Below are 20,645 nucleotides of genomic sequence, written 5' to 3' on the forward strand. Positions count from 1 at the left end.
GACCCCTTCATGACCGACCTCTTCCCTACGCGTCACATCGGCACCGATGACGACGCGCAGCGCACCATGCTGTCCGCGATCGGCGCCGCCTCCTCCCGCGAGTGGGCCTCCGTCGAGGACCTCGTCCACGCGGCCGTCCCGGACTCGATCCGCGTGGACGACGACCGCACCTCCGCCCTCCCGGCCCCGCTCGGTGAGCGTGCAGCCCTGCGCGAACTGCGCGCGCTCGCCGCACGCAACACTGTCAACCGCAGCCTCATCGGCCTCGGCTACTACGGCACCATCACCCCGGCCGTCATCAAGCGGAACGTGCTCGAGAACCCGGGCTGGTACACCGCGTACACGCCGTACCAGCCGGAGATCTCGCAAGGCCGGCTGGAGGCGCTGATCAACTTCCAGACGATGGTGTCCGACCTGACCGGGCTCGACACGGCGAACGCGTCGATGCTCGACGAGGGGACGGCGGTCGTCGAGGGGATGCTGCTGGCGCGCCGCGCATCCAAGGCGAAGTCGTCGCGGTTCGTCGTGGATGCGGACACCTTCCCGCAGACGCTCGCGCTGCTCCGCAACCGGGCGGACGCGGTCGGCATCGAGCTGGTCGTGCTCGACCTGGCGGGGCTGCCGTCCGACGCTCCCGAGCTGTCGGACGCGTTCGGCCTGTTCGTGCAGTACCCCGGAGCCTCCGGCCGGGTCTGGGACCCGTCGGCGGCGATCCGCACGGCCAAGGACGCCGGCGCGGTCGTCGTCGCCGCGGCCGACCTGCTCGCGCTGACCCAGCTGCGTGCCCCCGGCGAGCTCGGGGCGGACGTCGCCGTCGGCACCAGCCAGCGCTTCGGCGTGCCGATGGGCTTCGGCGGCCCGCACGCCGGCTACATGGCCGTGCGCAAGGGTCTGGAGCGCCAGCTCCCGGGGCGCCTGGTCGGGGTGTCTCAGGATGCCGTGGGCAAGCCGGCGTACCGGCTCACCCTGCAGACGCGCGAGCAGCACATCCGGCGCGAGAAGGCGACCTCCAACATCTGCACCGCCCAGGTGCTGCTCGCGGTGATGGCCGCCATGTACGCCGTGTATCACGGGCCATCCGGCCTGCGTGCGATCGGCCGCCAGGTGCACCTGACCACGGCCGCCGTGGCTGCGACTCTGCGCGACTCGGGAGTCGAGGTCCTCTCGCGGTCGTTCTTCGACACCCTCCAGGTGGAGGTGGACGACGCCCCCACCGTCGTCGCACGCGCCCACGACCACGGCCTGCTGCTGCACGCCACGGACGCCGGACTCGTCTCGCTGAGCATCGACGAGGAGTCCGCCGCGGACCTGCGCGACGGCGACTTCCCCCTCGACGACCTGATCCGGGTGCTCGGCGGGACCGTCGACGGCGACCTCGCGCTGGAGCTGCCGTCGGAGGCTTCCTTCGACAGCGCTCTCACGCGCGAGTCGGCGTACCTGACGCACCCCGTCTTCAACACGCACCACTCCGAGACCGCGATGATGCGCTACCTGCGCCTGCTGCAGGACCGCGACTACGCGCTCGACCGGGGCATGATCCCGCTCGGCTCGTGCACGATGAAGCTCAACGCGGCGACCGAGATGGAGGCCGTCACCTGGCCCGAGTTCGCGGCGCTGCATCCCTTCGCCCCGGCCGCGGATGTCGCCGGCTCGCTCGAGCTCATCGACCAGCTGGAGCAGTGGCTGGCCGACGTGACCGGCTACGACACGGTCTCGCTGCAGCCGAACGCGGGCAGCCAGGGCGAGCTCGCCGGGCTGCTGGCGATCCGCGGCTACCACCGCTCCCGCGGCGACCTCTCGCGGACGGTGTGCCTCATCCCGCAGTCCGCTCACGGCACGAACGCGGCCTCCGCGGTGCTCGCCGGCATGAGCGTCGTGGTCGTGGCGACCGACGAGCTCGGGAACGTCGACCTCGACGACCTGCGCGCCAAGATCGCGGAGCACTCCGAGAACCTCGCCGCCCTGATGATCACCTACCCGTCGACGCACGGCGTCTACGAGCACGAGGTGAAGGCGATCACCCAGGCCGTGCACGACGCGGGCGGCCAGGTGTACGTCGACGGCGCCAACCTCAATGCGCTGCTCGGGTACGCCCGATTCGGCGACTTCGGCGGGGACGTCAGCCACCTCAACCTGCACAAGACCTTCTGCATCCCGCACGGCGGCGGCGGTCCGGGTGTCGGCCCCGTCGCGGCCAAGGCGCACCTCGCTCCGTTCCTGCCCGGGCATCCACTGGCTCAGGATGCGACGCACCCGCTCGCCGGCGGTGGACGCGTGGTGCACGGCGGTGCGCCGGTCTCGGCCGCGCCGTACGGCAGCCCGAGCATCCTGCCGATCAGCTGGGCCTACGTCCGGATGATGGGGGCCGAGGGTCTGAAGGATGCGACCGGTGCGGCCGTGCTCGCCGCGAACTACGTCGCCGCCCGGCTGCGTGAGCACTTCCCGGTGCTCTACGCGGGCGAGGACGGTCTGGTCGCGCACGAGTGCATCCTGGACGTGCGCCCGCTCACCGAGCGCACCGGGGTGACCGTGGACGATGTCGCCAAGCGGCTCATCGACTTCGGCTTCCACGCGCCGACCATGTCGTTCCCGGTCGCAGGCACCCTCATGGTGGAGCCGACCGAGAGCGAGGACCTCGCGGAGCTCGACCGCTTCGTCGCGGCGATGATCGCGATCCGCGCGGAGGCCGACGCGGTGGCGGCGGGGGACTGGCCGTCCGACGACAACCCGCTCCGGAACGCGCCGCACACCGCGGAGAGCGTCGTCGCCTCCGACTGGTCCCACCCGTACTCCCGCGAGCAGGCCGTCTACCCCGTGCCTACGCTCGTCCGGGACAAGTACTGGCCTCCCGTCCGCCGCATCGACCAGGCCTACGGCGACCGCAACCTCTTCTGCGCCTGCCCCCCACCCGAGGCCTTCGCCTAGCGCCCATCCCCAGCAATCGCTTCCTCACTTAATCCGACGACACGCCGTCTCGCCGCGGATTTAGTGAGGAAGCGATGGTTGGGGGGAAGAGGGCGAGAGAGGGTCAGGCGAAGATTGCGGGGAAGAGGGCGACGGCCAGGGGGTAGCCGACGAACGAGACGATGTCGATGATCGTGTGGGCGATCACGAGGGGCATGACGCGGCCCCAGCGGGTGTAGCACCAGCCGAAGACGACGCCCATCACGGCGTTGCCGACGAACGGTCCGAAGCCCTGGTACAGGTGGTAGCTGCCGCGGAGCAGCGCCGCCGCCACGATGATCGGCCACGTGCCCCAGCCGAGCTGGCGCAGCCGCGTGAAGAGGTAGCCGACGACGATCACCTCCTCCTGCAGGGCGGCCCGCAGGGCGGCGAGGATGAGGACCGGCACCGTCCACCAGTGCGCGTCCAGTGTCGAGGCCTGCACTGTGACCGTGATTCCCAGCACCCGCGTCAGCGCATAGAACAGGATGCCCGGGATGCCGATCACCAGGAACAGCAGCGCGCCGCCGCCGAGGTCGCGCGCCGGGCGGGTGAGGTCGAATCCGATCCGGCGGAAGCCGCTCCGCTGCGGCTGCCAGAGCAGGTAGATCACCAGGGCGACCGCGAAGAGGGGGAACAGGTTCCCGAGGACCTGGTAGATCAGGTCGAACACTTCCCGGTTCGACTGGCTGGGGTTCACCTGCGCGGTCTGCTGCGACAGCGGGGTGCTCTGGGTCGCCCGGTCGACGATGGTCACGATGGAGTAGACGGCGGACTGCCCGAGCGAGAGGCCCAGCACGATCGCGATCTCCCACCACAGCCGCGGCCGCGAGCCACGCTCGACGGGGATCTCGCCGCTCCAGGTGCGCATCTCGCTCATAGGGGCATCCTGCCAGGCCGAGGCACGAAGGAGGAGATCGTTGCGTTACGTGAACGATTTTCTCCGTTTTTGTGCGCTTCGTGCAGGAATCCACCGACTGAGTTACCACTATGTAACGTTTTGCCCGCCCATTTTGCAATTGCTCTTGGGCGTACTTAGGGTCAGTCTTATCCCGCGCGGGACAGGCACTCTCGCACGCCTGACCGTCGCACACTTCGCACAGGAGGAACATTGCACATCAACGGAAGAAGGGTGAGGTACGCGGTCAGCGCTGTCGCCGTCGCAGGCGTCGCAGCTCTCGCACTGTCGGCCTGCACCACGTCCGGCAGCACCAGCACCTCGTCCGCTGCCAAGGGCGGCACCGTGACGGTTGCGGTCGTCAACGACTTCACCTCGTTCAACTCGCAGACGCCTCAGGGCAACCTGGACACCAACGGCCAGGTCGGCTACCTGAACGGGTCGTACGGAACCGGTTTCCAGTACATCGACAACAACTACAAGATCGTGCACGACGACAAGTTCGGTACGTTCGAGAAGACCTCGGACAACCCGCTGACCGTCAAGTACACGCTCAACAAGGACGACAAGTGGAGCGACGGCCAGCCCGTCACCGCTGACGACATGATCCTCGCCTGGGCGATCGCCTCCGGTCACTACGACTCGGCGAAGTTCAGCGACGAGGGTGACGTCACCAGCGGAACCCAGTACTTCCAGATCGCGGGTTCGACCGCCGGCGTCGACGCGACCGACTTCCCGGCCGTGAGCAACGACAACCGGACGATCACCCTGAAGTACTCCACCCCCTACGTGGACTGGGAGCTCGTCAACCCCATCGCGCAGCCGGCGCACATCGTCGCCAAGAAGGCGGGCCTCTCCTCGGCCGCCGACCTGACGAAGCTGCTCAAGGGCCTGCCGAAGGGCGACCCGGAGAACCCGGCCCCGGCCGACCCGACGCTGAAGAAGGCTGCTGACTTCGTCAACACCGGCTACGACGTCACCGCGTTCCCGACCGACAAGGACCTGCTGGTCTCGTCCGGCCCGTTCGTCGTCTCGTCCTGGACCCCGGGTCAGTCGCTGACGATGACGCCGAACAAGTACTACGCCGGTGGTCTGAAGCCGAGCATCGACAAGGTCGTCTTCCGGATCATCCCGGACGCCAACGCCCAGGTCACGGCTCTCCAGAACGGCGAGGTCGACATCATCAACCCGCAGGCGTCCGCCGACACGATCTCCGCGCTCAAGCAGACCAGCGCCAAGATCCTGACGGGTGCGCAGGCGTCCTACGACCACCTGGACCTGAACTTCGGTTCGCCGGTGTTCGCCGACCCGAAGGTCCGTGAGGCGTTCCTCAAGACCATCCCGCGTCAGCAGATCCTCGACTCGATCGTCACCCCGGTCGACTCGAAGGCCAAGGTCCTGGACTCGCAGATCTTCCTGCCGAACCAGGAGCAGTACGCGGGCAGCGTCAAGCAGAACGGCTCTGACAAGTTCAGCAAGGTCGACATCGACGGCGCCAAGGCGCTCCTCGCCGGTGCCACCCCGAGCATCCGCATCCTGTACAACACCAACAACCCGAACCGTGTCGACGAGTTCCAGTCGATCCAGGCCTCGGCCGCCAAGGCCGGCATCAAGGTCGTGGACGCCGGCTCGCCGGACTGGAGCAAGCTGCTCCCGGGTGGCGACTACGACGCCTCGCTCTTCGGCTGGATCAGCCCGGGTGCAGGCACCTCGCAGCTGCCGCAGGTGTTCGCCTCGCAGGGTGGCGGAAACTACAACCGCTACACCGGCACCAACGACCTGGCTCTCAAGTCGCAGACCACCCTCGACAAGGATGCTCTGACGAAGATCGAGTACCAGATCGACAAGCAGACCTTCGCTGACAACTACGGCCTGCCGCTGTTCCAGCTCCCGGGTGTCTTCGCGGCCACCTCGCGGGTTGACGGCGTCAAGTACAACGGCGGTCAGTCCGGTCCGTTCTGGAACTTCTGGGAGTGGTCGGTCAAGTCGTCCTCCTCGAAGTAACAGCTCCGTAAGAGAGAGTGCCCGGGCGAACCCCGGGCACTCTCCCTGCGGCGGGGCGTCGGTATCGTGCCGGCGCCCCGTATTATGTACTCGGTGGACGTGATCCGTCCTCCCTAGAAAAACGCGCCTGGCGGCACCCCTCCGCCGCACCCCCGATCGGCGCGTCCTGTCAGTGAAGGTTTTGAACCTATGGCGAGTTTCATCCTGAGGCGCCTTCTCGTCTCAGTGCTCATCATCATCGCCGCTTCGTTCCTGATGTACATGCTGGTGGCCTACAGCGCCGACCCGCTCCAGGACCTGCGGAGCAGCAATTCCCCCAATAAGACGCAGCTGATCAACGCGCGTATCCAGCTGCTCCAGCTGGATGTGGCGCCGCCGCTCCGCTGGCTGCTCTGGCTCGGCGGTGCGGCCAAGTGCCTCATCCCGTTCGCCAACGCGTGCGACCTGGGGTCGACCATCTCGAACGCGAAGGTGACCGACATCCTCCCGCAGGCCCTCGGGTCGACGGTGCAGCTGGTCACGTTCGCCCTGATCCTCGCGATCCTCCTCGGTGTCACGATCGGTATCGTCACAGCCCTGCGGCAGTACAGCGGACTCGACAACGTCGTCACGTTCCTCAGCTTCTTCCTGTACTCCCTTCCGGCGTTCCTGGTGGCGGTCCTCCTCAAGGAGTTCGTCGCGATCGGCTTCAACAACTTCCTCGCCTCACCGACCATCCCGTGGTGGGTGGCCGTGATCATCGGAGTGGTGGCCGGCCTCATCTGGCAGTCCCTCATCGGGGGCGACCGGCGTCGGCGGCTCCTCACGTTCGTGATCTCGGCCGTCGCGACCGCGGGCGTCCTGCTGCTGATGTCGGCGACGAACTGGTTCCTGGTCCCCGGCCTCGGCCCGGTGGTCATGATCATCCTGGTCGCGGCGACCGTCATCGGCACGACGGCGCTGATCTCGGGACTGCAGAGCCGCCGTGCTCTCATCTCCGCGGCCATCGCCGGCGCGGTCAGCCTGGTCTGCTACTTCGCCCTCCAGCCGCTGTTCGACGTGTCGACCGTCGCCACGATCGTGATCCTCGCGATCGTCGCGATCGTGGTCAGTCTCGCGATCGGCTGGTTCGTGGGCGGCTACGACCGCGGCCAGAACATGCGCATCGCGGTCATCGTCACCATCGTGTCCGGCTTCCTGATCATCGTCGACCGTTTCATGCAGGCCTGGCCGCAGTACTTCCAGGACACCAACGGCCGCCCCATCGCGACCGTGGGTTCCTCGACCCCGGGGCTCGAGGGCGACATGTGGGTCACGGGCCTCGACACGTTCACGCACCTGGTCCTGCCGACCATCGCGCTGCTCCTGATCTCGTTCGCGTCGTACACGCGGTACTCGCGGGCCGGGATGCTCGAAGTGCTCAACCAGGACTTCATCCGCACCGCGCGGGCCAAGGGCCTGCCGGAGCGGACCGTCGTGGTGCGTCACGCCTTCCGCAACATGCTGATCCCGATCACCACGCTGGTCGCGTTCGACGTCGGCGCTCTGCTCGGTGGTGCCGTCATCACGGAGCGCGTCTTCGCCATCCCCGGGATGGGCTCGCTGTTCAATGCGGGCCTGCAGCGCGGTGACCTGAATCCGGTCATGGCGTACTTCCTGGTGATCGCGGCCATGGCGATCCTGTTCAACTTCCTGGCAGACCTCGCGTACGCCGCACTCGACCCGAGAGTGAGGGTCCGATAATGTCCGACAACAGCACACGTATCGCCGACGAGCTGGAGGCGCCGAGCGCTCCTCCGGTCAGCCAGGGCAAGCTGGTCTGGAAGCGGTTCCTCTCCAACAAGGTCGCCGTCGCCAGCGCCATCCTGTTCATCCTCATCCTGCTGTTCTCCATCTCGGCGATCGGCCTCGGCCCCATCCACGGCTGGTGGAAGTACAACTACGTCGAGCTGAACGACCAGGTCTCGCAGGGCGCCCCCACCTTGGAGCACCCGTTCGGTCAGGACCGTATCGGCAAGGACTACTTCGCCCTCACGATGCGCGGCATCCAGAACTCGATCCTCGTGATGGTCGTCATCGGCGTCATCGCGAGCGTGGTGGGTGTCGTCGTCGGCGCTGTCGCCGGCTACTTCCGCGGAGTCGTCGACGCGATCCTGATGCGCATCACGGACGTCTTCATCGTCATCCCGGCGCTGGTCATCGGCTCGGTCGTGGGACACGCGGCCGGAGGCCTCGGTGCGTTCTTCCTGGCCCTGATGCTCGGCTTCTTCACGTGGATGGGCATCGCCCGACTGGTGCGCGGCGAGTTCCTCTCCCTGCGTGAGCGCGAGTTCGTCGAGGCGGCCCGCGTCGCGGGTGCCTCGGACGCGCGCATCATCTTCAAGCACATCCTGCCGAACGCGATCGGCGTCGTGATCGTCTCGTCGACCCTGATCATGGCCTCGGCCATCCTGCTCGAGACCGCGTTGTCCTACCTCGGCTACGGCATCCGTCCGCCGGACGTCTCGCTCGGCCTGCTGATCAGCTCGAACCAGTCGGCGTTCCAGACGCGTCCGTGGCTGTTCTGGTGGCCGGGTGCGTTCATCGTGACCCTGGCGCTGCTCGTCAACTTCGTCGGCGACGGACTGCGCGACGCGTTCGACCCGCGCCACCGCCGGTTCAACCTCCGCAAGATGCGCGAGCAGGAGCCGGAGGAGGGCGAAGGCGACGGCCGGAACCCGCGGACCGGAGCGGCCCTCGCGGAGGACGTGCTGTGACCAGCACCCTCGTCGCGCTGCTCTCCGGCCGCTCAGGCCAGGAGCAGCGCGGCGACGGTGCCCGCGAACAGCACCAGCAGCACCGCGAGCGACGCGAAGTGCCAGCGGATTCCCACCGGCGTCTCGTCGGCGCGACCCGCGTCCACGGCGCCCGACTCCTGCAGCGCCTCCCAGCGGCGGCGGACCACTTCGGCGGCCGCTCCGGATTCGGTGGACAGCAGGTCGCCCGGGCGGCGAACGGTATCCGCGACACGCGGCCGGCCGATCCGTCCGCGCGTCTCGTTGCGGGTGGCGCGGAGCGTGCTGGCCGTGCCGGGCGCTGGGGCGGCCCACACCGGGAACCGATGACCGGGCGTGTAGAGGGTCAGCGCGAACTTGGTGTCGACGTTGATGAGCGCCTCCCACGGGATGTGGATGGTGCGCGACACGTTCACGATGGTGATGCCCTCGTCGGCGACGGTGAGGCTCGGGCGCCACAGCATGGCCCACGCGACGAAGACGAACATCGCTCCGGGCACGATGTAGAGCAGCCGGGCGTCGTGGACGCTGACCAGCAGGCCGAGGGTCAGGGCGGCAGCGGCCGCCCAGATCAGAACGGCAAGGACCCGGTTGAACCGGGACACGAAAACCTCGCGTTCGGCGGGGGAGACGTAGGGCATGGGTCCATGCTCTCATCCCGCCCGAACGCTCCCGAAAGGAACCACGAATCATGACCGATGCCACTGCGGCTCGGGCGACGGCACAGGCCGGCGGCCCCGTTCTCGAGGTGACCGACCTCTCCGTCGACTTCGGCGTCGACGGCGCTTGGGTGCCCGCCGCCAAAAAGCTGAACTACCAGATCCGGGCGGGCGAGGTCCTGGCGATCGTCGGTGAGTCCGGCTCGGGCAAGAGTGCGAGCTCGATGGCGATCCTCGACCTCCTGCCGATCAACTCCCGCATCGGCGGCTCCATCAAGCTGGACGGCCGCGAGCTGACGGGGCTGACCCAGCCGCAGATGCGTCGGGTGCGCGGACGTCAGGTCGCCGTGATCTTCCAGGAGCCCATGACGGCGCTGAACCCCGTCTACACGGTCGGCTTCCAGATCATCGAGACGCTCCGCATCCACTTCGGGATGTCGCCGCACGAGGCGAAGGAGCGCGCGCTCGAGCTGCTCGCCATGGTCGAGCTGCCCGACCCGCAGAAGGCGTTCAACTCGTACCCGCACCAGCTCTCGGGCGGTCAGCGTCAGCGCGCCATGATCGCGCAGTCGATCTCGTGCGACCCGAAGCTGCTGATCGCGGACGAGCCGACCACGGCTCTCGACGTGACGGTGCAGGCCGAGATCCTGGAGCTGCTGCGCAGCCTCCGCGACCGGCTCGACAGCGCAATCCTGCTGATCACCCACGACATGGGTGTCGTCGCCGACCTGGCCGACAACATCGTCGTCATGCGCAAGGGCGACATCGTCGAGTCGGGCACCGTCAAGGACGTCTTCGCGCACCCGAAGCACCCGTATACGATCGCCCTGCTCGACGCCGTCCCGCACCTCGGGCAGCGCGAGGACGAGGAGATCGACACCACGGCCGCGCTGGCGGGCAGCACCGCGAACCCGGACGCCGCGTTCGCCGAGCGCATCCGTGCCAACGAGCGCGCCGCGCAGGCGGAGCACGAGAAGTCCGAGATGGACAAGCGGCAGGTGGTCGTCGACTTCGAGAACGTGGCGATCGAGTATCCGAAGCACGGCCGGGTGCCGGCCTTCCGGGCTGCGAGCGACATCAACCTGAAGATCCACGAGGGCGAGGTCGTCGGACTCGTGGGCGAGTCGGGGTCGGGCAAGACCACGCTCGGCCGAGCCGCCATCGCACTGCTGCCCATCCACTCCGGCAAGCTCGTCGTCGCCGGTCAGGACATCAGCTCGGCCGGCCGGGATGAGATCCGCAAGCTGCACCGCAACGTCGGCATCGTGTTCCAGGACCCGTCGTCGTCGCTGAACCCGCGCCTCCAGATCTCCGACTCGATCGCCGAGCCGCTGCGCCTGGGCAAGGGGATCAAGGGCGCCGAGCTGTCGCGCGAGGTCGACCGGCTGCTCGACAGCGTCGAGCTTCCGCGCGCCTACCGCAGCCGGTTCCCGCACGAGCTCTCCGGTGGCCAGAAGCAGCGCGTCGGCATCGCACGCGCGCTCTCCCTGAAGCCGCAGGTGCTGATCGCCGACGAGCCGACGAGCGCGCTCGACGTCTCGGTGCAGGCTCGCGTCCTCGAGCTGATGCAGAACCTGCAGAAGGAGATGAACTTCGCCTGCCTGTTCATAACCCACGACCTCGCGGTGATCGACGTCCTCGCCGACCGCATCGCCGTGATGCACCACGGACGCCTGGTCGAGGTCGGCACACGCGACGAGATCCTCCGCTACCCGAAGGAGGCGTACACGCAGCGCCTCCTCGCCGCGGTGCCGCTGCCGGACCCGGAGCAGCAGCGTGCGCGCCGTACCCTGCGGCTGGAGCTGCTGGCCGCCGGATCGGACGAGGCGGCAGCCGGTCCGGTCGTCCCGGCCGAGCCGCAGCAGCCCGAGCCGCCGGTCGCGCAGGGGCTTTAGCCGCCGCATATCGTTGACGAGGGCCCGGGACGAGATCGTCCCGGGCCCTCGTCGCCGGTGTGCAGTGTGCGGGGTCAGAACCTCTGGGTGCAGGATGCTCGCGTCGCGATCTCGGCGGTGGTTCCGTCGGCCCGGACGAAGCGCCAGGTGAGCGTGTGCGATCCGCTCGCGAACGCATGGTCGCCGCCGGCGAGCGCCGAGGCGACCCGCTGTGCGGGCGCGGGCAGGTTGCCGGACGCGACCATCAGTCGCACCGCCTGCGGACTCGTCCAGGACAGCTCGACCGCCCCCGCGCCGCAGCCCAGAGTCCGCATCCCGCTCACGCTGACGGGTGTGGGTGTGGCCGCGGCCTGTGCGGCGGCGGCCGGGCCGACAACGCCGGTGGCGGCCGTCAGCACAGACAACGCCAGGGCGGCCCAGAGGGCGGATGATTTTCGCACCGGGGGACGCTAACACGGTAAGACTCAGACATATCGGACTCGATGGCCGCAATAGACCGGATGCCCCATCCCGCGCGATCCTCCCCACTCGCTGACAGCGGACTCAGGAGACGGTGAGCGTATCCGCGATATGATGTACCGTTCCCCTTCTTCCTTCTGACGAGAGTCGAGTCTTCACGCATGTCCGAGAACGCCGTCGCCCGCCGCGACGATCTGCGCAATGTCGCGATCGTTGCACACGTCGACCACGGCAAGACCACGCTGGTCGACGCCATGCTCCGACAGACCAACTCGTTCGGCGACCATGAGCACGTCGAGGAGCGGGCCATGGACTCCAACGAGCTGGAGCGCGAGAAGGGCATCACGATCCTCGCCAAGAACACGGCGATCTCGTACAAGGGCAAGCACGCCACGAACGGCCCGATCACCATCAACGTGATCGACACCCCCGGCCACGCCGACTTCGGCGGTGAGGTCGAGCGCGGCCTGTCCATGGTCGACGGCGTCGTCCTGCTGGTGGATGCGTCCGAGGGCCCGCTGCCCCAGACCCGCTTCGTTCTGCGCAAGGCGCTCGAGGCGAAACTCCCGGTGATCCTCGCCGTGAACAAGACCGACCGTGGCGACGCCCGGATCGAGGAGGTCGTCAGCGAGAGCCAGGACCTGCTCCTCGGCCTTGCGAGCGACCTCTCGGACGACGTGCCCGACCTCGACCTCGACGCGATCCTCGACGTGCCCGTCGTGTACGCGTCCGGCCGCGCCGGCGCTGCCAGCCGCAACCGCCCCGAGAACGGCGAGCTGCCCGACAACGACGACCTCGAGCCGCTGTTCGAGGCGATCCTCGAGCACATCCCGGCCCCCAGCTACGACCCCGAGGCGCCGCTGCAGGCGCACGTCACCAACCTCGACGCGTCGCCGTTCCTCGGCCGTCTCGCGCTGCTCCGCATCTTCAACGGCACGCTCCGCAAGGGGCAGACCGTCGCCTGGGTGCGCCACGACGGCGACGTGCACAACGTGCGTGTCACCGAGCTGATGATGACCAAGGCGCTCGACCGCTACCCGGCCGAGTCCGGCGGCCCCGGCGACATCGTCGCCGTCGCCGGCTTCGCCGACATCATGATCGGCGACACGCTGGCCGACCCGGACGACATCCGTCCGCTTCCCGCCATCCACGTCGACGAGCCTGCGATCTCCATGACGATCGGAACCAACACCTCGCCGCTGGTCGGCAAGGTCAAGGGCCACAAGCTGACCGCCCGCATGGTCAAGGACCGCCTCGACCGCGAGCTCGTCGGTAACGTCTCGCTCCGCGTGCTCGACATCGGCCGTCCCGACGCGTGGGAGGTGCAGGGCCGCGGCGAGCTGGCGCTGGCCATCCTGGTCGAGCAGATGCGCCGCGAAGGCTACGAGCTCACCGTCGGCAAGCCGCAGGTCGTCACCAAGCGTGTCGACGGCAAGCTGCAGGAGCCCTACGAGCACCTCACCATCGACGCTCCCGAGGAGTACCTCGGCGCCATCACGCAGCTCCTCGCCTCGCGCAAGGGCCGCATGGAGAGCATGTCGAACCACGGCACCGGCTGGGTGCGCATGGAGTTCATCGTCCCGTCCCGTGGACTGATCGGCTTCCGCACCGAGTTCCTCACAACGACCCGCGGCACCGGCATCGCCAACGCCATCGGCCACGGTTACGACGACTGGGCCGGTCAGATCGTCACGCGCAGCAACGGCTCGATCGTGGCCGACCGCTCGGGCGTCGTCACGCCGTTCGCGATCATCGCCCTGCAGGAGCGCATGACCTTCTTCGTGAACCCCACCGAGGAGGTCTACGAGGGCATGGTCGTCGGCGAGAACTCGCGCGCCGATGACATGGACGTGAACATCACCAAGGAGAAGAAGCTGACGAACATGCGTCAGTCGACGGCCGACAACTTCGAGTCGATGACGCCCTCGCGCCAGCTGACCCTCGAGGAGTGCCTGGAGTTCGCCCGCGACGACGAATGCGTCGAGGTGACCCCGGAGGCCGTCCGCATCCGCAAGGTCGAGCTCGACGCGACCGCCCGCGGCCGCGCCACCGCCCGCCTCAAGCGCCAGGACGCCGCCGCCGTCTGACCGCCGCCGTGCCGAAACGCCGCCTCGCCTCCGCGAGGCGGCGTTTCGCGTCTCCGGGCTGTGCCGCGTGCAGCAGGAGAATCGGCGATTTCGGCGCCGATCCTCCTGCGAGACTGCAAATCGAAGGAGATTCGGCACCTGTATTCCGACATAAGCAGGCCGGGCCCGCCTCAGCCGACCTCCTGCAGTGCCGTCGTGATCACTGTGACCACGTCGTCGGGGTTCGAGTACATGACGAGGTGCGGGGCGCCGTCGATCTCGGTGACCGCCCGGAACTTCCCGCGCTCGTACCCGAAGCGCTCGACGTCCGGGTTGATGGTGCTGTCGGCGGCCGGGACGATGCCCCAGGCGGGCTTGGTCTTCCAGGCCGCCACCGGCGCCGCCTGCTCGAAGGCGATCGCCGCGAGCGGCCGCTGCGAGACGGCGAAGACCTGGATGACGGCCTGGTCGAGACCCTTCGCGAAGATCTCCGGGAACTGGTCGACATCCACCGATACGTCCGTGCCCGGCTCCGCGCCGTCGATGGGGAACGGCGTGAACACGAGCGCCTTCGCGAGCGGGGAGTCGGGGAATCGTCCCTGCAGCTGGTTGAGGTTCTCGCCCTCGTCGAGCGCGTAGCCGGCGAGGTAGACCAGCCCCACGACGTTGTCGGCCGCGCCGGCGATCGTGGTGACCGCACCGCCGTAGGAGTGACCGACGAGCAGGACCGGCCCGTCGATGTTCTCGACGACCGAGCGGATGTATTCGGAGTCGCCCAGCAGGCTGCGGTTGGGGAGGCCAGGCACACGCACGGTGTGGCCGGCGTCGAGCAGTCGCCGGGTGACCGGGGTGAAGCTGCCCGCGTCCGCGAAGGCGCCGTGGATGAGAACGATTGTCGGTGCTGCCATGAGATGTCCTTCCTGTGTGGGGTTTCACGCGCAGATTAGGAGCGGCCCCGGGTCAGGGGCAAGAGACAGCGCATGAACAGCTGTCGCATCCATGCAGCCGCCGGGGAGCTGACGGCTGAGAGGATGGACGCATGAACCGCCGCCTCGTCGCCCTCCCGCTCGCCGCCGCGCTGCTGCTCGGCGCCACGCCTGCCCTTGCCGGGTGCAGCTTCCAGACGGCCGTCAAGAACGTGACCGGCGGCAACGTCGACATCGGCGGGACGACGATCCCGACGGACTTCCCGAAGGCGGTGCCGCTGGCCGACGGGCAGGTCGTGTTCGCTGCGGCCCTCGGAGCGGGCAGCGACAAGGTGTGGAACGTCACGGTGAAGGTCGCCGGCTCCGACTCCTACACCGCGATCCAGAAGCAGCTGACGGACGCGGGCTTCAGCGGCGACTTCGCAGCTCAGGGCGCGAACGGCGGCGGAACCGGGACGTTCAGCGACGGCACGTACGGCGTGCTCGTCGTCGTGACCGACGCGGGCAGCAACGGCTGGGTCGCCAACTACTCCGTCTCGAAGGGGAAGGCGCCGACCCCGACGCCGACCGCCGGCTCCTGAACGGCCTCGTACAACCTCACGCGAACAGGCCGGCGCCCACGAACGACCCGTCCTTCGCGCCCGGCGGCACGGCGAACACGCCTGAGCCGACGTGGCGGACGTACTCGTTCATCAGGTCGTTCGCCGCGAGCCGTCGCTGGATCGGGATGAACTGCGTCCGCGGGTCCCGCTGGAACGCGATGAAGAACAGGCCCGCGTTGAGGCGCCCGAGCTCATCGTTTCCGTCGACGAAGTTGTAGCCGCGGCGGAGCAGTTGGGCCCCGCCGTTCATGGTGGGATGCGCGAGGCGCACGTGCGAGTCCGGGTCGATCTTCGTGCCGCCGTCCTTCGCCAGCGCCAGGAAGTTCGGGGCGGTGAACTCGGTGCCGCCCGAGAGCGGCGCGCCTTCGCCCTTGTCGCGGCCGATGATGCGCTCCTGCTCGCCGAGCTGCTGGCGGTCCCACGTCTCGATCACCATGCGGATCTTGCGGGCGACGAGGTAGGAGCCGCCGGCCATCCACGAGGCACCGTCGCCCCCGTCGGCCCAGACCTGGTCCTCGACGACGGACCCGTCCTCCGATTTGATGTTGGCCGTTCCGTCCTTGAAGCCGAACAGGTTGCGCGGCGTCGCCTGCGCCCGTGATGTGGATGAAGTGCGCCCGAACCCGAGCTGCGACCAGCGGATGGCGGCGCGCCCGAAGGCGATCCGCGACAGGTTGCGGATGGCGTGCACGGCCACCTGCGGATCGTCGCTGCAGGCCTGCACGCAGAGGTCGCCGCCGCTGATCGCCTCCTGGAGCGCGTCGCCGGGGAAGCGCGGGAGGTCGACGAGAGCAGCCGGGCGCTTCGACGCGATCCCGAACCGGTCCAGGCCGGAGGCCGTGCGGAACAGCGACGGCCCGAAGCCGAACGTCAGCGTGAGGCCGCCTGGCGGCAGGTCGAGCGCTTCGCCGGTGTCGTCCGGGGGCGCATCCATTGGGCCCGAGGCGGGGCCGTACTTGCCGGCCGGTCGGCCCTGCGTCATCCGAGCCGCTGCGACGGTCCAGTCGCGCAGCAGCTCGATGAGGCCGTCGCGGTCGAGTCCCGCCACCGTGTCGAAGGCGGCGAAGTGGAGGCGGTCCTGCGCCGGCGTGGTGATGCCCGCCTGGTGGGCGCCGTAGAAGGGGTAGGTCGTCGCGGCCGGGGCGGAGGCGCCGAGCACCGCGCGGTCCGCTGCGACTCCCGCCCCGATACCCACGAGCCCCGCACCGACGGTCGCCCCGGCGAGGCCGAGCATCCCGCGCCGGGAGAGCCCGCGCGGGGCCGCAGCAGAAGGGGCCTCGGTCTCCGGGCGCTCAGCGTCCTCTGGGCGTCGCTGCGTCACAGCCCCTACTTGACGATGATCGAGGTCAGCCGGCTGAGCGGCTCGCTCAGGGCGTTCACCTGGTCGGAGAGCTCCTTGACCTGGTCGGTGCTCAATTCGGTGTAGCTGACGAAGCCGTCGCCGCTCTTGTACTGCGCGAGCGTCTTCGCGATCGTCGCGAACTCGGCGTCGAGCTTGGCGACCACGTCCTTGCCGCTGCTGCCCTTCGTCGCGGCGATGTCGCGGACGACGGCGTACGCCACCTGGGCTCCTTCGAGGTTCGCATGGAAGTCCTGCAGATCGGTGTGCGAGAAGGCCTCCTCCTCGCCGGTGATCTTCGAGCCGGCGACTTCCTCCATCAGGCCGATGGCGCCGTTGGAGATCTGGTCGATGGTGAGGGCGAAGTCCTTCGCGTGCACCAGGTCGTAGAGCTTCTGGGTGTCGGCGACGAGCTTGTCCGCGAGCTCCGTCCGGGTGGCGGCGTCGGCCGGGCTGTAGCCGGCGGGACCCCAGAGGTCCTTCTCGATGCGGTGCCAGCCGGTCCAGTCCTGACCCTGCTCGAGGTCGGCCTCGCGGAGGTCGAGCGCGGGGTCGAGGTCACCGAACTGCTCGGCGGTGGGCTCGATCCGCTCGTAGAAGGCGCGGGTCGAGGCGTACTGGGCGCGTGCGGCGTCCGCATCGCCGGCCGCGTAGGCCGCGGCGAAGGTCTTCGTGGCCGTGAGGAGCGCTCCGGCCTGGTCCTTGACGTAGCCCGTGTAGTTGGCGACCGCCTGGGCGACCTGCTTGCTCTCGCTCTGCGAGACGGTCGTGCCGGTGCCCGCGGTGACGGTGAAGGCGGCCAGGTTGTTGGGCTGACCCACCATGCCCTTGCGGCAGGCCGAGAAGTACTTCCCCTCGGCGAGCTGGACGACGTAGTTGACCGTCGTTCCTGGACCGATGTTCTCCTTCTCGCCGACGATGCGCAGCTTGTCGGTGGCGAGCAGCTCGAACTCGTTGACGTCGGAGCCAGTGTTGGTCACCTGGAACGTGATCGGGCCGGCCTTCGCCGTGTTCGCCGAAACCGTGCACGTCGAGTCGGAGAGCGAGACGGCGATGGCCTCCGCGGTGGCATCGGCCTTGTTCGGCACGCAACCGGTGAGGGCCGCGGCGAGGGCGGCTGCGCCGGCAAGGGACGCGGTGACGGCGGCGAGCGGACGGAGTCGGGGCATGGGTGTGCTGTGCTTTCTGCGGTTCTGGCGGTCGGGCGGGTCAGGAGGCGACGTGCGCGTGCTGAGCGGGCGCGGCGGCGGGAGTCGGTTGCGCCGCGACCGGGCGGCCGGAGGAGCGGTGCTGGCGGAGGTAGAAGAAGCCGACCACGAGCAGGTAGGCGGCCCAGCCGACGACCTGGAGCCAGCTCGGCGACGGGTTGAAGTTCACGATGCCGGCGGCGACGGTCCCGTACCAGCTGGAGGAGGGGATAGCAGCGCTGATGTCGTACGCGTGGACGCTGCCGCCGGGGAGCACGCCGGCCTCCTGCAGGTCGCCCAGGCCGTACGCGAACACGCCGGCGGCGACCAGGATGAGGAAGGCGCCCGTCCAGGTGAAGAACGTCCCGAGGTTGATCTTCACCATGCCGCGGTACAGCAGGAACCCGAGGACGGCGGCGCTGGCGAGGCCCAGCAGGGCACCGACGGCCGGCTCCCACGTCCCGCCGGCGCTGGCGACGGTCGCCCAGACGAACAGGGAGGTCTCGATGCCCTCGCGGCCAACGCTGAGCATGGCCAGCACGACGACGCCCCAGCCTGCTCCCACGAGCGCCGAATCGAGGCGGTTGTGGAGGGTGGATTTCATGGTGCGGGCGGTCTTGCCCATCCAGAACACCATCCAGGTGACGAATCCGACCGCCACGAGCGAGAGGGTGCCGCCGAGGATCTCCTGCGCCTGGAAGCTCATCCCGTAGGGGCCCCAGGTGAGCGCTGCGCCGATCCCGAGCGGGACGACCAGGGCGACGCCCACGCCGATCCACAGCTTGGACAGCACATCCGTCCGGCCCAGCTTTACGACGTAGGCGATGAGGATGGTGACGATGAGCGCCATCTCGAGGCCTTCGCGGAGGCCGATCAGGTAGTTCGCGAGCACGGGGGACCTTGTCGGTGGATCGGGTGGGGAGGTTGGTAAGGCTAACCTTACCCATCGAGCGTATGACAGGACTCCGAAACTGTCCAGCTAGGATTCGAGAATGCTCAGCCGGATCGTCAGCGCCATCCTGCTCGTGCTCACGGGGGCCCTGTTCGGCGCCATCGGCACGATCGCGCACGGCATCCACGTGACCTGGGGGATCGACATCCCGCTCGGGCTGACCGGAGCGCTCGCGGCGTTCACCGCACTCCTCGTCGGGCTCCGGCTACTCGGCCACAGCCGGCTCCCGGCTCTGCTCGCAGCCCTCGGAGCGATCGCCGTCATCCTCCTGTTCTCACAGCAGAGCGCGGGCGGATCGGTCCTCATCCCGGACGATCTCGCCGGGCAGGTGTGGCTGGCCGGCCCCATCCTGATCTCCGCCGTCGTCATCGCCTGGCCGGATGTCCGCGGACGCCGGCCCGCCCGCGACGGCATAAGCTAGCGGGGTAGCACTCGTGAAGGGATCCGAACCACTGTGACCTATGTCATCGCTCTCCCATGCGTCGATGTGAAGGACCGGGCGTGCATCGACGAGTGCCCGGTCGACTGCATCTATGAGGGCGAACGGTCGCTGTACATCCACCCGGACGAGTGCGTCGACTGCGGCGCCTGCGAGCCGGTCTGCCCGGTCGAGGCGATCTACTACGAGGACGACCTTCCGGAGGAGTGGAAGGACTACTACCGCGCCAACGTGGAGTTCTTCGACGACATCGGTTCGCCCGGCGGCGCCTCGAAGGTCGGCGTGATCCAGAAGGACCACCCCGTCATCGCCGCACTTCCGCCCCAGGCGCACTGACCGTGACGGCGCACTGACCGTGACGGGCCACTGACCGTGGCGCTGCAGGAACTCCCGGACTACCCGTGGGACCTCATGGCGCCGTACGCCGAGCGGGCGCGCGCACACGCCGACGGCATCGTCGACCTCTCGATCGGCTCACCCGTCGACCCGACGCCCGACCTGATCCGTGAGGCTCTCGCCCACGCCACCGACGCGCACGCGTACCCGCAGACCATCGGCACGCCCGCGCTGCGGGAGGCCATCGTCGAGTGGTTCGAGCGACGGCGCGGCGTCCGCGGCCTCACCGTGGACAACGTCCTGCCGACCATCGGGTCGAAGGAACTCGTCGCGCTGCTGCCGTTCATGCTCGGCCTGGGGGAGGGCGACGTCGTCGTGCATCCCCGCGCCGCGTACCCGACCTATGCGATCGGCGCGGCGATCGCGGGTGCCACAGCGGTCGCGAGCGACGACCCCGCGGAGTGGCCTGCGGGCACGCGCCTCGTCTGGCTGAACTCGCCGGGGAACCCGGACGGCCGCATCCTCACCGTCGACGAACTGCGCGCCGCGGTCGCCCGCGCCCGCGAGCTGGGCGCCTACATCGCGAGCGACGAATGCTACGCCGAGCTCGGCTGGGACGAGCCGTGGGATGCGGAGCGCGTGCCGAGCATCCTCGACCCCCGTGTCATCGGCCAGAACCGGGAGAACGTGCTCGCGGTGTACTCGCTGAGCAAGCAGTCGAACCTCGCCGGCTACCGGGCCGCCTTCGTCGCGGGCTGCCGGACGATCGTCGGGCGGCTGGTGAACGTCCGGAAGCACGCCGGCCTGATGCTGCCAGCCCCGTTGCAGGCGGCGATGGTGACGGCGCTCGGTGACGACGAGCACGTCCGGGTGCAGAAGGAGCGCTACCGCGCGCGCCGCGAACTCCTGCTTCCGGCGCTGGAGGCGGCGGGATTCCGCGTCGACCGCAGCGAGGGCGGCCTGTACCTCTGGGCCACGGAAGGCCGGGACGCGTGGGAGAGCATCGGGAGGCTCGCGGGACTCGGCATCCTGGCCGGACCGGGGCACTTCTACGGCGATTTCTACCCGCAGCACGTCCGGCTCTCCCTCACCGCGACCGACGAGCGCGTGCAGGCCGCGGCCGCTCGCCTGCGGGCTTTTGGAGACTCCCTCTAACCGCGTCGGCGTGTGTTTGCCCGATGCGACAG

General features: G+C 68.9%; 17 protein-coding genes. 10 read left to right on the forward strand and 7 right to left on the reverse strand.

Annotated elements, in window-relative coordinates:
- Window positions 1-9 precede the first annotated feature (9 nt).
- Complete coding sequence (gene gcvP, locus P3F85_RS04925; RefSeq protein ID WP_374010134.1) at window positions 10-2,925, forward strand: aminomethyl-transferring glycine dehydrogenase; 2,916 nt, start codon at window positions 10-12, stop codon at window positions 2,923-2,925.
- 103 nt (window positions 2,926-3,028) lie between these two features.
- On the opposite strand, the gene P3F85_RS04930 is transcribed toward gcvP, so the two are convergent.
- Entirely contained in the window at window positions 3,029-3,823 is a 795-nt protein-coding gene (locus tag P3F85_RS04930) for a CPBP family intramembrane glutamic endopeptidase (RefSeq protein WP_374010135.1), read from the reverse strand.
- Between the two features lie 231 nt (window positions 3,824-4,054).
- On the opposite strand from P3F85_RS04930, the gene P3F85_RS04935 reads away from it, so the two are divergent.
- The 3 genes from P3F85_RS04935 to P3F85_RS04945 all read left to right on the forward strand — a co-directional run bounded on the left by P3F85_RS04935 (window position 4,055) and on the right by P3F85_RS04945 (window position 8,580).
- The gene (locus tag P3F85_RS04935) at window positions 4,055-5,845 is read left to right on the forward strand and encodes an ABC transporter family substrate-binding protein (protein ID WP_374010136.1); all 1,791 of its coding nucleotides are present in this window, start codon (window positions 4,055-4,057) and stop codon (window positions 5,843-5,845) included.
- A gap of 189 nt (window positions 5,846-6,034) precedes the next feature.
- Window positions 6,035-7,567, forward strand: a complete 1,533-nt coding sequence (locus P3F85_RS04940) for an ABC transporter permease (protein WP_374010137.1) — start codon at window positions 6,035-6,037, stop codon at window positions 7,565-7,567.
- The gene (locus P3F85_RS04945) at window positions 7,567-8,580 is read left to right on the forward strand and encodes an ABC transporter permease (protein ID WP_374010138.1); all 1,014 of its coding nucleotides are present in this window, start codon (window positions 7,567-7,569) and stop codon (window positions 8,578-8,580) included. Before P3F85_RS04940 ends, P3F85_RS04945 begins: the two co-directional genes overlap by 1 nt.
- A 32-nt stretch (window positions 8,581-8,612) precedes the next feature.
- On the opposite strand, the gene P3F85_RS04950 is transcribed toward P3F85_RS04945, so the two are convergent.
- Window positions 8,613-9,239, reverse strand: coding sequence for a PH domain-containing protein (locus P3F85_RS04950; protein WP_374010139.1), 627 nt, complete (start codon window positions 9,237-9,239; stop codon window positions 8,613-8,615).
- A 50-nt stretch (window positions 9,240-9,289) separates the two neighbouring features.
- Here P3F85_RS04950 and P3F85_RS04955 point away from each other — a divergent pair, with 50 nt between their 5' ends.
- Window positions 9,290-11,152, forward strand: a complete 1,863-nt coding sequence (locus P3F85_RS04955; RefSeq protein WP_374010140.1) for an ABC transporter ATP-binding protein — start codon at window positions 9,290-9,292, stop codon at window positions 11,150-11,152.
- Window positions 11,153-11,226: 74 nt separating this feature from the next.
- On the opposite strand, the gene P3F85_RS04960 is transcribed toward P3F85_RS04955, so the two are convergent.
- Window positions 11,227-11,592 carry a hypothetical protein gene (locus P3F85_RS04960; RefSeq protein WP_374010141.1) on the reverse strand — a complete coding sequence of 122 codons (366 nt, stop codon included), beginning with the start codon at window positions 11,590-11,592 and terminating at the stop codon, window positions 11,227-11,229.
- 180 nt (window positions 11,593-11,772) lie between these two features.
- On the opposite strand from P3F85_RS04960, the gene typA reads away from it, so the two are divergent.
- Window positions 11,773-13,698: a translational GTPase TypA gene (gene typA / locus P3F85_RS04965; RefSeq protein ID WP_374010142.1), complete on the forward strand. Its 1,926-nt coding sequence runs from the start codon at window positions 11,773-11,775 to the stop codon at window positions 13,696-13,698.
- A 170-nt stretch (window positions 13,699-13,868) separates the two neighbouring features.
- On the opposite strand, the gene P3F85_RS04970 is transcribed toward typA, so the two are convergent.
- Window positions 13,869-14,585: an alpha/beta fold hydrolase gene (locus tag P3F85_RS04970; protein ID WP_374010143.1), complete on the reverse strand. Its 717-nt coding sequence runs from the start codon at window positions 14,583-14,585 to the stop codon at window positions 13,869-13,871.
- Window positions 14,586-14,716: 131 nt separating this feature from the next.
- On the opposite strand from P3F85_RS04970, the gene P3F85_RS04975 reads away from it, so the two are divergent.
- Entirely contained in the window at window positions 14,717-15,184 is a 468-nt protein-coding gene (locus P3F85_RS04975) for a hypothetical protein (RefSeq protein WP_374010144.1), read from the forward strand.
- Window positions 15,185-15,200: 16 nt separating this feature from the next.
- Here the strand turns inward: P3F85_RS04975 and efeB are convergent, their stop codons facing one another.
- The 3 genes from efeB to efeU all read right to left on the reverse strand — a co-directional run bounded on the left by efeB (window position 15,201) and on the right by efeU (window position 18,623).
- Window positions 15,201-16,439 (reverse strand): iron uptake transporter deferrochelatase/peroxidase subunit, encoded by a 1,239-nt coding sequence (gene efeB, locus P3F85_RS04980; protein ID WP_374010997.1) that lies wholly within the window; start codon window positions 16,437-16,439, stop codon window positions 15,201-15,203.
- A 92-nt stretch (window positions 16,440-16,531) separates the two neighbouring features.
- Complete coding sequence (efeO, locus tag P3F85_RS04985; protein WP_374010145.1) at window positions 16,532-17,713, reverse strand: iron uptake system protein EfeO; 1,182 nt, start codon at window positions 17,711-17,713, stop codon at window positions 16,532-16,534.
- Window positions 17,714-17,753: 40 nt separating this feature from the next.
- On the reverse strand, window positions 17,754-18,623 hold the full coding sequence (efeU, locus tag P3F85_RS04990) for an iron uptake transporter permease EfeU (protein ID WP_374010146.1): 870 nt from the start codon (window positions 18,621-18,623) through the stop codon (window positions 17,754-17,756).
- Window positions 18,624-18,723: 100 nt separating this feature from the next.
- On the opposite strand from efeU, the gene P3F85_RS04995 reads away from it, so the two are divergent.
- Genes P3F85_RS04995 through dapC form a run of 3 tightly spaced genes read left to right on the forward strand, consistent with a single transcriptional unit; the run spans window position 18,724 to window position 20,613 of the window.
- The gene (locus P3F85_RS04995; protein ID WP_374010147.1) at window positions 18,724-19,104 is read left to right on the forward strand and encodes a hypothetical protein; all 381 of its coding nucleotides are present in this window, start codon (window positions 18,724-18,726) and stop codon (window positions 19,102-19,104) included.
- A gap of 33 nt (window positions 19,105-19,137) precedes the next feature.
- Window positions 19,138-19,458, forward strand: coding sequence for a ferredoxin (gene fdxA / locus P3F85_RS05000; protein ID WP_121261659.1), 321 nt, complete (start codon window positions 19,138-19,140; stop codon window positions 19,456-19,458).
- Between the two features lie 36 nt (window positions 19,459-19,494).
- Window positions 19,495-20,613 (forward strand): succinyldiaminopimelate transaminase, encoded by a 1,119-nt coding sequence (gene dapC, locus P3F85_RS05005; RefSeq protein ID WP_374010148.1) that lies wholly within the window; start codon window positions 19,495-19,497, stop codon window positions 20,611-20,613.
- Window positions 20,614-20,645 lie beyond the last annotated feature (32 nt).

It is taken from the genome of Leifsonia sp. T36S-04, from assembly GCF_042465655.1.
Lineage (GTDB): Bacteria > Actinomycetota > Actinomycetes > Actinomycetales > Microbacteriaceae > Leifsonia.